The organism is Microbacterium sp. JAI119 (assembly GCF_013410135.1).
Classification (GTDB): Bacteria; Actinomycetota; Actinomycetes; order Actinomycetales; family Microbacteriaceae; genus Microbacterium; species Microbacterium oxydans.
The window spans coordinates 64,808-80,786 of record NZ_JACCCK010000007.1; the positions used below are offsets into that span (position 1 = coordinate 64,808).

Genomic DNA, 15,979 nt, shown 5'->3' on the forward strand with positions numbered 1-15,979 from the left:
CAGCAAAGTGCGAGTCCCCCTCGCAACTCATGAAGAATACCCCGGTCATCCCGGCGAAGACAAACGGAAACGGCGAGGCACCGATATACTTCGTCGCTTCCGCGACCCGAGGGGCCTCGGATGTCGCCTCAGTCGCTGTAGTACTCGCTGCGGTGACGATCCGGCCGGGCGCGGTTCAGAACCGTGCCGAGGATGCGGGCACCGCCCGACTCGAGCGACTTGATGCTCTTGGCGAGAGCGGCGCGGCGCGTCTTCGTCGCGTCGACCACGAGGATCACGCCGTCGGTCTGGGTGGCGAAGAGGTTGGCGTCGGCCACGCTGAGGATCGGCGGGGAATCGATGACCACGTAGTCGTACTCCGCTGCGGCGAAGTCGAGGAGCTGGTTCATGCGCGCCGACGTCAGGAGCTCCGCCGGATTCGGCGGGATGGTACCTGCGGGCAGGATATCGAGCGTGCTGTCGGCGACACTGTGCTTGGCGACCTCGAACTCGACTTCGTCCAGCAGCACGCTGGTCAGACCGATCGAGCCGTCGATGCCCGCGTGCTCGTGCGCCCGCGGCCGCCGCATGTCGGCGTCGATCAGCAGCACCGAGTTGCGCAGACCGGCGAGGGTCATGGCCAGGTTGACCGAGATGGTCGACTTGCCCTCCGCCGGCATGCCCGACGTCACCAGCAGCACCTTCACCCGCGAGGAGACGTTCGCGTAGGCCAGAGCCGAACGGATACGGCGGAACTCCTCCGAGGTGTGGCCGAGCGGCTCCTGCGCGACGGCGATGCCCCGCATGGCCAGGAGAGGCGACTTCGAGACGACGCCCAGAACAGGGTCGCCACCCGCCTCCGTCAGCGTCTCCTCGTTGCGCATACGGGTGTCGAGCACTCCGATGAGCACCGCGATGGCGAGGCCCAGGACGCCCCCGAGGAAGCCTCCGAGAAGGGCATCGCGCGGCTTGCTCGGCGTGAACTGGAACTCAGGCACGACCGCGTCGTCGATGACCTGCGCCGTGATCGTCGATTCGCCCTGCGGGTCCTTGGGCGCCACGTCCTTGACCACGATGATGAGCTGGTCCGCCACGGCATCGGCCAGCTCGGCCGCTGCCTTCGGATCATCCGTGATCCCCGTGATCCGCAACGTGACCGTGCTCTGGGGGATCGTGACCTCGATGTCCCTTGCGAGGGCTCGCGGAGTCGTGTCGAGCCCCAGCTCCTCGATGACGGGGTCGAGCACCCGCGAGCTGGTCGCCAACTGGGCGAACGACAGCATCTGGCTCTGCGTGTACACAGAGCCCTGGTTGAGGTCAGAGGCGCTGGTTCCCTGATTCAGGGCGAAGTACAACGAGGTCGTCGCCTGGAACAGGGGGGTCTGCAACGAGGCGTACCCGAAGGACCCTGCAGCCCCGACGACCGCGCAGAGCACGATCGCCCACCAGAACTTGCGCAACGAGCTGGCGATCACGCGCAGACTCACCCGGCTCTCGCCCATGACTCCCCATTCCCCCTGAGACTTCGATTCTAGAGGTGTTCGTTCCTGCGACCTCATGATTGTGCAGGGGGCTTCCCGACGAGGCGCTGCCGGTGCACGGGTCCGAGCCCGTCTTGGAGTGCTTCCTCTGACTGCTGCCCCCCTCTGCCGATCACGTCCGCGTCGCGCGCCCACGTGATCGCCAGGCCCACGCAGAACCAGAGGAACATGCTGTACTGCGTGATCAACGCCACCACCACGAGGCTCGGCAGCTGTCCGACGACGGCGATCGACGCCGGGCTCCTGGTCGAGCGTCGTACGGTCATGATCGCCGCGCAGACCAGGGCGGCCATGATCAGCAGTGTGGGGACGTACCCGTACCGGAGCAGAGTGAGGACGAGCGCGTTGTCGACGGAGCGCGCGAAGTAGCCGAGGTAGTAGTCCCCCGAGACGAGCGAGTGCCAGTCCCCCGGGTTGCCGAAGAGCTGCACCTGCTGGAGGAGCACCAGGAGATCGGTCCGGTAGTCCGCGCTGCCGCCCGCCTCGTCACCCGCCGCCCCGAAGACGGAGTCGATGATCGGGATGGCGATGGCGGTGCCGATGACACCGGCCGTGACGACGGCGACCCGGAACCGCGTGGACACCCCGACGATGAGGAACGTGGACAGCACCAGCGTGAGCACGAGGGTGAGCTGTCCGGCGCGGCTGAACGTCAGCACCGTCGCCACCGCGACGATCACCACGCCGCCGATCTTCGGGATCAGCCGCCACTTCGTCGCCACGATGAACGCCGACGACATCGCCAGCGCCGCTCCCAGGGCGATCGAGTGGCCGAACGCGCCCTCGACCCTCAGCACCCCGCCGCGTTCCTGGAGAGGACTCCAGGTGTCGTAGACCACGCCGGATCCGGGGATCAGGACGAAGGGATTGAGGGAGGTGAAGAACTCGATGATGCCGAGGACGGCTGCCACGATGGCGACGACCGCGATCGTCGACGTGACCCATTCCGGCGCGACCCGGGCGAGCACCACGCGTCCCCAGAGATAGGGGATGACCCATTCGAGCAGAGCGGCGACGAGCGACGGGAGATCGACCGTTCCGAAGCCGTACAGCCCGACGATCACGATGACGAATGCCACGACCCAGGCATCTGCGGCGCGCAGCGGGACGACCGACCAGTTGACGATGATCATCAGGGCGGTCAGCAGCGTGATCGCGGCCCAGTAGAAGCCGGTGTTGACGCCGACCCAGAGCGGCACGAAGAAGAGGACGCAGGCCCAGCCCACGAACGCCGTGCGCGGCAGCAGCCTGAGCACGAACACGACGATGGCCACTGCTGCGATTCCTCCGACGGCGAGGAGCGCGATCGGAACAGCAGTGGCCATGCGTCAGGATCTTAGTGGGGCGCGGTGACGCGGAACGAATCGAACGAGACGTTCAGGGGCGCCGTGGAGCTGCCCGACCGGTTGCCGCTGAGACCGACGGAACCCGCAGCGAGCGGAGTCGTGTCCGTCGCGTTGATCTGCCAGTTCGCGGGCTCTGTCGTGCCGGTCGCCCAGATCTTCGCCGAGATGGCGGTGGAGGCCGATCCGGTGACGGAGACCTTGAGGCTGTACGACGTGTTCGCCGCCCACACGAGTCCGGGTACCGCCTGCGTCAGCAGCACCGTTCCCTCGCGGTGGACCACGAGCCAGACGGTTCCGTCAGGACGGAGCCACGCACGGGCGAAGTACTTCCCGGCAGCGGTCTGCCTCGCGATCACGCCGACGTAGGCGCCGCCCGCGGCAGGAGCCTGGTCGACGCGGAACTGCGTCTCGAGGATCGCGTCGCCGATCGAGGTCGAGTTGAGCGTGGCGTGGCGGGTGTCCCCCGCGACCAGACTCAGCTTGCCCTGGCCGTCGGCGACGGTCGCCGCCGCCTGCGAACCGCCGGCGACCGTCCACGCTCCGCCCGTGACCGCGGTTCCCCAGCCGGGCCCCGCCGTGCGGTCGAACTCATCGCTCGCGAGCGCGGCCGGGTTGGGCTGAGGCTGCGGGTCGACCGGCGGTGCCGTGACCGTGACCTGCTGGGTCGCGGTGTGGGTGGCCCCCTTGTCGTCCGTCACCGTGAGGGTCACCGTGTAGGTGCCCGCCGCGGTGTACGCCCGCGAGCTGGTCGCCCCCGTGCCCGTCGATCCGTCTCCGAAGTTCCAGGCATAGGAGGCGATGGTGCCGTCCGAGTCGGTCGATGCCCCACCGTTGACGTTCACGGTCAGCCCCGTGGTCGTCGCCGTGAAGGCCGCGGTCGGCGGCACGTTCGGCTGCGGCTGCGGCTCCGGCTGCGGCTCGGGCTGCGGTGTCGCCGCCCCGAGGTTCTTCAGCGTGAAGTCGTCGAAGCTCGCCAGGTTGGTGCCGGTCGCGCTGCCTGCGCGGTAGGAGAAGACCGTCGGCGCCCCCGCGACCTGCAAGGCGGGCGTCGTGTCCGTCGTGGAGAGCTGCCAGTTGGCGGGCTCCGCAGCTCCGGCAGCCCACAGCTTCGCGCGGATGGTCGTCGTCCCGGACCCCGTCGTCTCCATGGCGAGGTTGAACGTGCTTCCCGCGGTCCAGGTGAGACCGGCGACGGCGGTGCTGGCGATCGCGGTTCCGTTGCGGTGGATCACGAGCCACGTGGTCCCGTCCGCCCGGTGCCACGCGAGTGCGCGGTACCCGTTGGAGCCGGAGCGACGTGCACCGAGTCCTTCGTAGACCACACCCGTCGACGGGCCGGAGGCCAGCGTGTAGGTGATGCGCGCAGACGTGTCGAGGAGAGACGTTCCCTGCAGCAGCATCTCGCGCGTCTCACCCGGCGTGAGGTTCACCTTGCCGACGCCGTCTCCGACGGAGGTGACGGCGGCCGAACCGCTCATCGGCGCCCAGGTGCCGCCGATGTCGGCCGCGCCCCATCCGCTCGACACGACACGACCGAAGGAGTCGGACGCGGCGAACACCTGAGCCTGGACGGTCACGGACTTCGTGACGCTGGCCGATCCGCCGAGGCTGTCGGTCACCGTGAGCGTGATGTCGTGCGCACCGGGCTGGGCGTAGGTGTGACCGGCGGTCGCACCGCTGCCCGCGGCCGTGCCGTCACCCCAGTTCCAGGAGTACGACAGCGTCGCGCCGTCGGAGGCGCTCGAGCCCGCGGCCGAGACGTCCACGTTCATCCCCGACGCCGTCGCGGTGAAGGTGGCGACCGGGTTCGCGTGGGTCGTGACGGACTCCCGCGTCGTCGTCGCCGTGCCACCGCGGTTGTCGGTGACCGTCAGAGTGACCGTGCGCGTGCCCGCCGAGGCGTACACGTGGCTGGCGACCTGGCCGGAGGACGTCGAACCGTCGCCCCAGTTCCAGTCGTACGAGGCGATCGTGCCGTCCGAGTCGGTCGATGCCGAGGCGTCGGCCGAGACCGAGAGCCCGGTGCCCGACAGCTCGAAGGACGCGGTCGGAAGGACGTTGGCCGCCTGCACCGTGACGGGGTTCTCCGTCGTGGTGGCCAGGCCGTTGCTGTCGGTCACGGTGAGCTTGACGGTGTACGTGCCCGCCGCCGTGTAGGTGTGCGACACCGTCTTACCCGTCGCGGTGGCCGAGTCGTCCCCGAAGTCCCAGCGGTAGCCGGTGATCGTGGCCGAGCCGGTCGGCGCGGACGTGCTGGCGTCGAATGCCACGGCGAGATCCGTCGGCGTCGAGGTGAAGGCCGCGGTCGGCGGCTGGAAGCCCTTGCCGATGCCGTAGTGGGTCTGCACCTGCGCGGCGGTGAGCGCGTAGGGGTACACCGCGACCTCGTCGAGAGCTCCCTTGAAGTTGCTCGAGCTCGGTGCGGAGGGCCAGCTGTTGAGGTTGTCCCCGCCGACACGCCAGTACCCGACGTAGTTCTCGGCGGTGGTCGCGCCGGCCGCGGACGAGACGAGCACGCCGTCGATGTACAGCTTCATGCCGTCAGCGCTCTGCGTGGCCACCGCATGGTGCCAGGCGTTGTTGTTCAGCGCCGTGGTGTTCTGGATCGTCTGCGTGCTGCCGTTGTAGGTGCCGAACACCAGACGCCCGTTGTTCGTCATGTAGAGATGGCGGTCGTAGCTCGTGGAGTCACCCGAGGCCGCCGAGCCGTAGCCGAGCAGCTTGCCACCGGTGGTGGTGTTGGTCTTGAACCACAGCTCCGTGGAGAACTCCGCCGATGCGGCGATCTTGTCGGTCGAAGAGGCTCGCCCCGAAGAGGTTCCGCTGAACGTCGATGCGCCGGTCGCGGTGTTCTCCACGCCCGAAGCCGACGACGTCACGCCGGAGCCGAACACGGGAGGGTTCGCGCCCGCCCAGTCCTGCGCCGCGGTGCCCAGCGGGTAGTAGAGCTGCGGGTTGTCGGCCGAGATCGCGTTCGTGTAGCTCGAGACCGTTCCCGATGCGACCGTGACGCTCATGACCTGGCTGCTGACGGTGTTTCCCGCGCTGTCCTTGGCGCTGACCGTGTACTCCTGCTGCGATCCCGGTGTCGCCGTCTTGTCCTCGAGGGTGACGGACGGCCGGTTCCACCACGTGCCGTTGGCCGTGGTCGTGGCGACCGGCGTGGCCGTGCCGGTGCGACGGAGCTCGTACGTGAGCGTCAGATCGTCGCGGTCCCAGTTGGCCGGGATCGACACCCGGACGCGACCGGGGATGAACGACTGCGCCGTGCCGGTCCAGTTCGCCGCCGCGAGACGGGGACCGTCCTTGGCTCCGCCAGGGGGGTTCGTCGAGAAGCGCACGAGTCCCTCGAAGCGGCCGTTGTTCACGGACCGGAACTCACCGCCGATCGAGATCATGTTGCCCGCGCCCGTGATCGACAGACCGGCCTGTCCCATGCCCGTCGTCACACCGACGGCCCAGTCGGGCGTCCAGGCGTAGGGCGACGGTGCAGGAGTGCCCGCCCAGTTCTTGTAGGTGCCGCCGGCTGCGGGCTGGTTGCCCAGCGAGCCGCGAGCATCCGCCGTGTACGCCTCCGAGTAGCGGTGCGTGCGCGGGTTCTGCTCCGGGTGCAGGCTCATCGTGCCGCACGCGTGCGTGTGGCTGGTCGTGTAGACGACCTTGCCGGTGGAGTACACGCCGTAGTGGTCACCGAGGCAGTCGGCGATCCAGCGGACCTGGCCCGTCCCTGCTTCCGCCGCGAAGGTCCCCTCCAGGTTTCCCGTGGCGGCGTCGGCGTAGACCCAGCCGGTGCCGTACACGGCCTTGTCGTCGGCCGCGAGACCGAAGATGCCGGCCTTGCCGGAGTTCGAGCCCGTGTTCGAGCCGTTCTTTACCGTCTGCGGGAGCGCCCAGGACGTGTCGACCGCGCCGGTCGCCTTGTCCAGTGCCACGGTTCCGCGCATCGTCAGGTCGCCGTTGACCTGCGAGAAGCGCCCGGCGGCGATGACGTTCTGCCCCGCGGGGTCCATGACCATCGCGTCGACCTGGAGGTCGGTCTGCGGCGCCCAGCTCAACAGGGCTCCGTTGGCGGCGTTGAAGCCGGCGAGGTTCTTACGGGCGGTGCCGTTGCCCTGCGTGAACAGCCCGCCCACGTAGACGCTGGTGCCGGAGGTTGCGAGGGCGTAGACACCGCTGCCGCCGATCGACGGGTTGAAGCCGGCCACGAGCTGGCCGGTCACGGCATCGAGGGCCGCGAAGTTCCAGCGGGCCTGACCGTTGACGGAGTTGAACGATCCGCCGATGTAGATGCGGCTGCCGTCCGGCGACGCGGCGACGGCCTTGATCACACCGTTCACCTGCGGCGCGAACGAGAGCAGCTGACCCGTGTTGATGTCGTAGGCGAGCACGTTGGAGCGGGCCGTCAGGCTCGTTCCCGGCGTGGCGAGCGGGGCCCTGGCGTTGTCGAACTTGCCGACCGCATAGACGGTCGACCCGATCATCGTCTGCGCCCAGACGTAGCCGTTGTCGATCTGCACCGTCGGAATCGGATCCGAGGTGACGACGTTGTCGTCACGCTGCAGCAGAGGCGGTGGGGTCGAGGGGACGTCTGCTGACGCCGCCTGCGCTCCCAGTGTCGTCATGCCTGCGACGAGCAACGCCGCCGTCACGACAGACGCGAGTGCGCTCAGCGCTCGCCTCGTGGTCGATGTGTTCCCCATAGTGACTCCCCAGCCGCCAGTTTTCTTCTTCGAAAATGAGTTAGTGCAAATGAAAAACGAGAGTGATGCGAGTGATTACGCGCGCGTCAGGACAGCTGGCCGGCGAAGGTGGCCACCGGCTCGCCTGCGGCGTAGTTGACGCTGATCTTCACCGAGCGCCCCTGCGTCGGATCGAGCATGAAGACGTAGGTGCCGGTGGTCTTCGCGCCCGCGGCGACCTCACCCTGCAGGGGTTCGTTCGGGCCGGCGGTCGTGGAGACCCCGATGTCGCCGTCGTCCGTGACGAGACTGACGACCGCGGAGTCGACGCTCTGCGCACGCTTCGAGTCATTGGCCACGGTCAGCGTGACGACCACCGCGGGTCCGGCGTACTCGCCGGGCGTCTCGGGCTTGATCGTCGTGGTCGAAATCTTGTCGATCGTGACGACCATGTCGGTGGAGAGGGAGATGGGCGCGTCGAGCGCTCCGTTCTCCTCTGTGAGCGCCGGGCCTTCCGTGGGCCCCTGGGCCTCGGTGTCGGCGGGCGGCGTCCAGTCGGTGGTGCTGGTGCCTGCCGGCGCCGGCGATTCCGAAGCGCTCGGCGCGGCAGCGGTGCAACCGGCCGTCACGAGTGCCAGCGCCACCAGAGGCGCGACGAAGATCGCGCGTCGTGAGCGCGAAGTGCCGTCCCCAGAACGGCATGATGAAACGTTGAACACTGCAGCTCCCCAGAACCCAGATTCCTCAATCCCGAAGCCCCCTCGGCTTCAGGTCCCCTTCAACCGCGCGGAACGCGGCGTCGGCTAATCCTAGTGTGAGGTCTGGAAAATCACAAGTGCCCGGTCAGGAAGCGTGTCGACGATGGCCCGTGAGCTGTGCGAGGACCGTCGCGATGGCGGCATCGACCTCGTGGATCGTCTCCAGGTGACCGCGACTCCCGTGCCGATCGGCGATGCTCGTCGGATCGACGGTCCCCCGGGCCTGGAACAGCTGGCGCAGGCGTGCCCCGGGGCCCCCAGGCGGTGTCAGCGGGACGGCGCGGGAACGTGCACGGTCGAGGTGCGCCACGTACTCCACCACGCGGTCGGAGGCGGAGGACGAGAAGCCCTCCCCCAGATGGGCGGCTTCCTTGATCGTGAACATCCAGTCACGCGAACGCGGTGCCATCCTCACCAGTTCGCCACGGATGTCGCGCGATGCGGTCAGCACGATGCTCGCCTGCTCGACCTGCTCGATCGTCACCGGCTGCGCCCGATGCTCCTGCGCCCAGGCCTGCCATTCCTCGTCCTCATGGACCGAGGCCACCGCCGCGCAGATCGGGTCGCCGGCGTTCGCCCGCACACCGGCACTGCTCACGGTGATGGGGGAATCCGCGCCGAGCCCGCGACGAAGAGCCAGCTCGGCCAACGGCGACCGGCACACGTTAGCCGCGCACACGACCAGGATCTTCTCGTCCGTCATGCGGAGGCACCGAGCCTTCCGATCTCACGGAACCACTTCACCGCGGCGAGCGCGAGGAACAGGACAGCGGCCAGGCACAGAGCGCCGTAGCCGACGAGGAATGCCGGCGTCCACCCCCACAGCACGAACACGAGGCACACCAGCCCGAAGTCCGTCGGCAGCAGGATGAGCGAGCGCAGCAGGGTCCCGCCTCCTCGCTCGTGGGTCGACGCCACCGCGTGCTTGCCCTTGAGCAGATCGTTCAGGAGCATTCCCGAGAACGTGGTCGTGGCGACGATGCTGAACACGATCGGGATCAGCAGGAGAAGAGGCGTGTCGGGAAGCACCCGATAGAGCCCGATCAGCACGGCGAGGTGGAGGGAGGCGATCTTGAGCGTGTCGATGAAGTGATCGAGCCACTCGCCCTGGGGGCTTCCCCCGCCGCGCAGACGCGCCACCTGACCGTCGGCGGAGTCCCAGGCGTAGCCGAGCACCAGCAGCAGAGCGATCAGGAGGCCCATGGGCACGTTCACGGGGCCGAACGCGATGAGGCCGATCGCGATGAAGGAGTGCACCGCGCTGATGATCGACACCTGGTTCGGGGTGAGACCGATCCGATACGCGACGGCGGCGAGCACCCGACCGATGCGCCGATTGACGTACACCGAGTAGGCGGGCGCCCCACGAGCGTGCCCCTTCTGCGCGCGTGCGAGACGGTGATAGGCGTCTACGACCATTTCCTGCCCTTCTGGCCCGAGGTGTGCGTCCGCGCGATCCGTCGGGCTTCGCGCACACCGCGAAGATAGGCCCGGATCGGAGCGGGCGACTGGATCAGCTGTCGTCGGCCACCGCGGAGGATGACCTCCCTGGCGGTGCGCGGGATGGACCGGCGCCAGCGCTGCACGGCCTCGTCATCGAGATGGCGCACGGCGTAGAGCATCCGATTGCGGATGTTGTAGTAGTAGTAGCCCTCGGACTTGGCGCGTGAGGTCTCGGGCTCCGCACGCTGCGTGCCTCCCTCGTCGTGCACGGCCCTGGCGTCCTCGACGAGGGCCAGCGATCCGCCGGCCGACACGACACGACGCGAGAAGTCGACGTCCTCCCAGTAGAGGAAATAATCGTCGTCGAACCCGCCGGCGAGATCCCAGACCTCGCGCGTGATCCACAGGCAGGCCCCGCTCAACCATGGTTCGAACGGCTGGGTGTCCCCGGCGTCGCGCTTGCGGCGTGCGCGCATGGTGCCGTCGGCGAGCAGGAGATCGATCCCGGCGAACCAGGTCTTGCCGTCCGAGTCCGTGATGACCGGTGAGGCGAGGGTCGTGCGCTCGGCGTCGGTGGCTGCGGCCAGTCGGCGCAGCGACGCGCGATCGATGTGCGCGTCCGGATTGATCACGAGGACGTCGGTGGCACCCTCGGCGAGCGCGCGCGTCACCCCGATGTTGACCCCGCCGCCGAAGCCCGAGTTGGATCGCGGTTCGATCAGGAGCCAGCCCTGCGCGTCGGCGATCGTCGCGGCAGCGCGCCGTTCTTCGGCGTTCGACCAGTTGTCGACGACGATGACGAGCGCATGCTGATCGATCGCGCGCGCCTCGCGCTCCACCATCACCAGGTTGCGCTCGAGCAACCCCGCCGAGGCGTAGTTGACCACGACCACGGCAAGCCGTCCGTGCTCGATTGACACGCGATCCTCCCCCCGGATCCGGATCACGGATCGCCTCGGGTCGCCGGTCGAATTCCCCAGAGTCGCGACCGACGTCGACTCCCAGGTGAACGACTATACGCGAGAGCTTCCTCGACGAGCGGCTTCAGGGGTTCACGATACGATGAGCCGGCGTCGGAGTCGAGGCGCGATACTGCCATGGGGATGGGGCGGATGACCAGGGGACCGGAATCGAACGACATGATCAGGGTGACGATCGGCGTACCCACGTACCGGAGGCCGGAGCTGCTCCGAGCGCTGCTGCGCACGCTTCCCGAGCGGATCGCCGAGTGCGCAGACCTCGGGGTCACGGTGGACGTGCTGGTGGTGGACAACGATCCCTCCGGCTCCGCCAGGGAGGTGGCCGCCGGTGCGAGCGTCCCGGTCCGCTACGTCGTCGAACCCGAGCCGGGGATCGTCGCCGCTCGCAACCGCCTCCTGGACGAGTGCGCCGACCGCGACCTGCTGGCCTTCATCGACGACGACGAGGTCCCGCGAGAGCGGTGGCTCTCCGCGCTCATCGAGGTGTGGCGCGAACACGGCGCCGATGCCGTGATGGGGCGCGTGATCTCCGTCTTCGACGAGGACGTCGACCCGTGGCTCCTCGCATCCGGCACCTTCCGACGGCCGCCAAGGGAGACGGGCACCGTGCTCCAGGTGGCAGCGGCGGGCAACCTGCTGCTGGACCTCCGCTCCATCCGGCGGCTCGGTCTGCGGTTCGACCCTTCGCTCGGTCTCGGCGGCGGCGAGGACACACTCTTCTCCCGGCAGCTCGCCCGCCGAGGCGGCTTGATCGTGTGGTGCAACGAGTCCGAGACGGAAGACCTCGTCGTCGCCGCGCGCCTGAGCCGCGCCTGGGCGGCACAGCGTGCCTTCAGCTCGGCGAACGCGGGCACCCGCATCCAGCTCCAGCTCACCGACGGGAAGATCCGCCGCGGGGTGCTGCGACTGCGGGCTCTGGTCGGAGGCGTGGCCCGTATCGTCGTCGGCGCCCTGCGGAGAGCCTTCGGCGCCCTGACCTCGAACATCACCCATCACGCCAGGGGAACCCGGCTCCTGCACCGCGGACGGGGCACGATCGCCGCCGCCCTCGGTCGACGCTACGACGAGTACCGACGCCCATCGGAGGATGACGCCACCATGACCGTTCCCGGATCGACCATCCGCGTGATGCAGTCGTTGGGCGCTCCCCGTCCGACGACGAACCCGTACAACAAGATGCTCGACGAAGCACTGGGCTCGACCGAGGGCCTCACGCGTCTGCGGTTCTCGTGGGGCACGGCGCTGTTCGGGCGCTACGACGCCTTCCACTGGCACTGGCCGGAGGCGAAGCTGCACGGATCCACCTGGTGGAAGTCCACGGGCAAGTATCTGCTCACCGCCGCGCTCGTCTTCCGTCACCGCCTGTCGCGTCGGATCGCTGTGGTGCGCACGGTGCACAACATCGAGCTGCCGGACGACAACGCGCCGCGCCTTTGGCTGCTGCGTTTCATCGACCGCCACACCGACTACCGGATCGTCATCAACGAGACCACCCCGCTCGCGCCCGGCACGCCGCACAGCTTGATCCTGCACGGCGACTACCGCGGCTGGTACGCGAAGTTCCCCGCTGCGGAGAAGGTTCGGGGCCAGCTCGGCTCCTTCGGCGGGATCCGCCGCTACAAGGGCCTCGAGGGGTTCATCGACGCCTATGCGGAGGCCGTCGCGGTGGAACCGGCTTTGAGTCTGCGGATCGGCGGACGCCCGTCCACCCCCGAGCTCGGCGATGACCTCCGTGCACGGACGGCAGACCTCCCCGGAGTGAGCCTGCACCTCGACTTCCTGAGCGATGCCGAGCTCGTGCAGCTCGCGACGTCTTCCGACCTCATCGTGCTGGCCTACCGGTTCATGCACAACTCGGGCAGCGTGCTCGCCGCCCTGTCGATGGACCGACCCGTGCTCGTGCCCCGCAACGAGGCGAACGAAGCGCTCGGACGCGAAGTCGGTCAGGAGTGGGTGCTCATGTACGACGGAGACCTCGATGCTCCGACCGTGGTGGAGGCGTGGCGGGCGGCGACCACGCTGACGGGTTCGCCCGACCTCTCCCGACGGGACTGGGCCGATGCAGGCCGTGCCCACGCCGACGCGTTCCGCGCGGCCGTGCGAGTGAAGCGACGCGGCGCGACGCGCTAAGCGCTAAGCGACTGTGGGCCGCGACGCGGTCACCTCGGGGTCAGCAGCCCCCGCACCAGGGCGGCGACCATCACCTGCGTGGTGAACTGCCGCTCGACCTCGATGCGCCCGTTCCGCCCGAGTTCGGCGGCGCGCTCGGGGTGATCGAGAAGACGGAGCAGCGCGAGGGCGAGCTCGGCGGGATCCTCAGCGGGAACGAGGTGACCGGTGCGCCCCTCACCGACGTACTGGCGCATCCCCGGGGTGTCGGAGACGACGACCGGACGGGCCGTCGCGAGGGCTTCGAGCGCGACCGTCATCCCGGACGCGTGCAGGTTCTCTCTGGTCGGAACCACCACGACGCTCGCCGTGGCATAGAGGTCACGCAGCTCGGCGTGCGGCAGATGGCGGACGACCCGCACCCCCTCCGGCGGGTCGAGGTCCGAACGGGTCTGCACGACCACGTCCGTCTCCGGACGGATGGCGAGCACACGCGCGAGCGCCGCGAAGCGAGTCGCCGGGTCGCGGTCTCTGTCGTTGCCGGCGCTGACGATGCACGGCCGCGCCGGGTAGGGCCTCGCGACGAAGAAGGAGCTGTCGATGCCGAAGGGCACCGCGAACACCCGCGTCTCCGTTCCCCCCAGCATCGTGCGCAGCGGCTCGACCTGCGCCTCGCTGAGCACCCAGGCGGCCTCCGCCCTGCGCAGCATCGCCAGCATCCGCTCCGGTGCTCCGTCTGTCTCGGCCATGTCGGTGAGCCAGATCACGCCGGTGGCGAAGCGATCCCGCGGGTGCGTGGTCTGCATCCGATAGGCCGTGTTCTCATCCCAGGTGAGCGCAAGACCGCGGGCGGGACGCGGCCCCAGGGAGAGTCGCGAGCGAGCCCGTGCGATTCTGCTCGGCGGGGGGAGGTCGACCACCTCCACGGCCGCGTGGTCGCGTAGCGCATCGAAGCCGTACGGCCAGACACTGGGCACCTCTCCCCTGGCGTGGCTCTGCTCCCAGGCGCGCGCCGACTGTTCGGCTCGATGCGCCCAGGTGAGAGTCAGGGAGGGACTGCCCTCGGATTCCACGAGCCAACTATGGACCTCGCCACGGATCCTGGCAAGAGAGAAGTTCCGGAGACCGCTTCGCTCTGCCCTCGAGCCCCGCCTTCACGCTCCGGCGCTAGAGCTCGCCGGGCTTCATCACCTCGGCGTCGATCGCCCTGATCACGCGTTGCGCCGCGGTGTCGGTGGGCGGCTCGACGCCGACCGCATGGTCCTTGCTCCGACGCTTCGGCGCGTACACGACGAGCGAGTGGAACAGGAACCGGGCGAAGAACGCCACGATGAGCGAGAGGCCTGTCGCGACGACGCTCGAGATGTGCCACGACTCGACCATCAGCGCCATCACCGGGATGCGCAGAGCCGCCTCGACGTTGTTGAAGGCGAAGGAGCTGGCGAAGCGGATGCCGAGACCACGGGCATCCGTGCGCATGTCGGCGAACACGAACCGCTCCTGCAGCAGGAAGTTGCCGATGATCGTGACCTCGGCTCCGATGATCGCCGCCCAGATGTACGGCACGCCCGCGGCCGTCAGCACCCACATGATGCCGAGGTTCGCTGCTGCTCCGATCACGCCGATCAGTGCGAACAGCGACATCTTGCCGAAGCGCAGTCGCGCGAGGTGCTCGAGGAACATCGCCCCCTGACGCAGGCTCGCCTTCGAGGTGCCGTGGCGACGCTCGGCGAACTCCATCGGCACCTCGGTGATGCGCATGTCGTTGCGGGCCAGGATCTCCAGAAGGATCTTGAAACCGCGAGGCTGGAGCGTGGAGAGGTCGAGGCGCGCGCGGTCGACGAGGAAGAAACCGGTCATCGGGTCGGTGCTGTGGGCCAGGCGGATCGGGAACATGGCCCTGGTGAGCCAGGTCGCCACGCGGGAGACGCCGAAGCGCACCGCCGTGCCGAGACCGCTCGTATCCCCTCCGCCGACGTAGCGCGACGCGGCGACGACATCGGCGTCCCCCTGCGAATACCGGGCGAGGAGGGCGGGGAGGAGCTCGGGCGGATGCTGGAGGTCGCCGTCCATCACGATGCAGACGTCGGCCGCGGCAGCCCCGAGCCCGACGACGACCGCGCCGCCCAGACCCCCGGTGTTCTCGGAGCGGTGGAGCACGCGCACGGGGATCGGCGCGTCCGCCGCGACCCTGGCGATCTCGACTGCCGTATCGTCCGTGCTGTCGTCGACGAACAGGATCTCCGCGTCCCACCCGTCGAGCGCTGCGGCCGTGCGCGCCACGAGCTCGGCGACGTTGTCGCGCTCGTTGAACGTCGGCACGATGACCGTGACCCGTGCCCCCACGTCCGCCCCCTGTCCCTCACGCGCATCGCGTGCGGCCTCCATCGTTCCACGGGTTCCTATGCGGAAGGAAACCCGAACCTGCTAGACTCTCGAACCGCGGCTGTGGGAGTCGCGGAGCGGATGGGGATCCGCTTACTGGGGAATTACTGATCTGGGGAGATCATGGGGACGCGTATCGGCTATGCCGTTGGTGCTTTCGACCTGTTTCACGTCGGGCATCTGAATCTACTTCGTCACGCCAAGCAGCACTGCGACATTCTGATCGCCGGTGTCGTCAGCGACGAGATGCTGCGTCAGGTGAAGGGCATCGAGCCCGTCATCCCGACCGCGGAGCGTGCGGAGATCGTGAAGCACATCTCGTTCGTCGACGACGTCTACGTCGAGACGACGCCTTCGAAGATGGACTCGTGGCGCGACGTGCAGTTCACGCACTTCTTCAAGGGCGACGACTGGCGCGGCACCGACAAGGGCCTGCGCTTGGAGCGCGAGTTCGCCGAGGTCGGGGTCGAGGTCGTGTACTTCCCGTACACGGCGCACACGTCGAGTTCGTCGCTGCGCCGCGCCCTCGACGCGATCACCGCCGGGGCGAACGCTCCCGCCGTCGCCTCGGTGCGCTGAGCGCCTGAGCGGTCACCGGGGTCACCCGGTCGATCCGCCCGGTCTGCCTTCGCGCGGCTCTGTCTGCCGTCGCGCGGCTCAATTGGGCTCTTCGGACATCCGGTGGGGGTCATGGGGTGAGTCCGCCGGCGGCGAGGAGCATGCGGAGCCGGTAGTTGTGCCGGTTGCGGTAGCCGCGGG

General features: G+C 68.7%; 11 protein-coding genes. 2 read left to right on the top strand and 9 right to left on the bottom strand.

Annotation, left to right across the window (positions count from 1 at the left end; all coding sequences use genetic code 11):
- Positions 1–128 precede the first annotated feature (128 nt).
- The 7 genes from HDC31_RS19185 to HDC31_RS19215 all read right to left on the bottom strand — a co-directional run bounded on the left by HDC31_RS19185 (position 129) and on the right by HDC31_RS19215 (position 10,666).
- Positions 129–1,481 carry a polysaccharide biosynthesis tyrosine autokinase gene (locus HDC31_RS19185; RefSeq protein WP_052748602.1) on the bottom strand — a complete coding sequence of 451 codons (1,353 nt, stop codon included), beginning with the start codon at positions 1,479–1,481 and terminating at the stop codon, positions 129–131.
- Between the two features lie 53 nt (positions 1,482–1,534).
- Positions 1,535–2,845 carry a hypothetical protein gene (locus tag HDC31_RS19190; protein WP_113680706.1) on the bottom strand — a complete coding sequence of 437 codons (1,311 nt, stop codon included), beginning with the start codon at positions 2,843–2,845 and terminating at the stop codon, positions 1,535–1,537.
- Positions 2,846–2,856: 11 nt separating this feature from the next.
- A complete protein-coding gene (locus HDC31_RS19195; protein WP_218867945.1) occupies positions 2,857–7,566 on the bottom strand; it encodes a PKD domain-containing protein in 4,710 nt (1,569 codons plus the stop codon).
- A gap of 86 nt (positions 7,567–7,652) precedes the next feature.
- Positions 7,653–8,189 carry a DUF4352 domain-containing protein gene (locus tag HDC31_RS19200; protein WP_113681754.1) on the bottom strand — a complete coding sequence of 179 codons (537 nt, stop codon included), beginning with the start codon at positions 8,187–8,189 and terminating at the stop codon, positions 7,653–7,655.
- 199 nt (positions 8,190–8,388) lie between these two features.
- Complete coding sequence (locus tag HDC31_RS19205; RefSeq protein WP_113681753.1) at positions 8,389–9,006, bottom strand: protein tyrosine phosphatase; 618 nt, start codon at positions 9,004–9,006, stop codon at positions 8,389–8,391.
- Positions 9,003–9,722 carry a CDP-alcohol phosphatidyltransferase family protein gene (locus tag HDC31_RS19210; protein ID WP_046746653.1) on the bottom strand — a complete coding sequence of 240 codons (720 nt, stop codon included), beginning with the start codon at positions 9,720–9,722 and terminating at the stop codon, positions 9,003–9,005. Before HDC31_RS19210 ends, HDC31_RS19205 begins: the two co-directional genes overlap by 4 nt.
- Entirely contained in the window at positions 9,713–10,666 is a 954-nt protein-coding gene (locus HDC31_RS19215) for a glycosyltransferase family 2 protein (protein WP_231589633.1), read from the bottom strand. The genes HDC31_RS19210 and HDC31_RS19215 overlap by 10 nt, the downstream gene beginning before the upstream one ends.
- Before the next feature lie 192 nt (positions 10,667–10,858).
- On the opposite strand from HDC31_RS19215, the gene HDC31_RS20390 reads away from it, so the two are divergent.
- A complete protein-coding gene (locus HDC31_RS20390) occupies positions 10,859–12,856 on the top strand; it encodes a glycosyltransferase (RefSeq protein WP_257022390.1) in 1,998 nt (665 codons plus the stop codon).
- A gap of 29 nt (positions 12,857–12,885) precedes the next feature.
- On the opposite strand, the gene HDC31_RS19230 is transcribed toward HDC31_RS20390, so the two are convergent.
- Positions 12,886–13,908 (bottom strand): glycosyltransferase family 4 protein, encoded by a 1,023-nt coding sequence (locus HDC31_RS19230; protein ID WP_113681751.1) that lies wholly within the window; start codon positions 13,906–13,908, stop codon positions 12,886–12,888.
- A gap of 94 nt (positions 13,909–14,002) precedes the next feature.
- Positions 14,003–15,223, bottom strand: coding sequence for a glycosyltransferase (locus HDC31_RS19235; RefSeq protein ID WP_113681750.1), 1,221 nt, complete (start codon positions 15,221–15,223; stop codon positions 14,003–14,005).
- A gap of 120 nt (positions 15,224–15,343) precedes the next feature.
- Between HDC31_RS19235 and HDC31_RS19240 the strand changes: the two genes are divergently transcribed.
- Positions 15,344–15,799, top strand: a complete 456-nt coding sequence (locus HDC31_RS19240) for an adenylyltransferase/cytidyltransferase family protein (protein ID WP_046746655.1) — start codon at positions 15,344–15,346, stop codon at positions 15,797–15,799.
- Positions 15,800–15,979 lie beyond the last annotated feature (180 nt).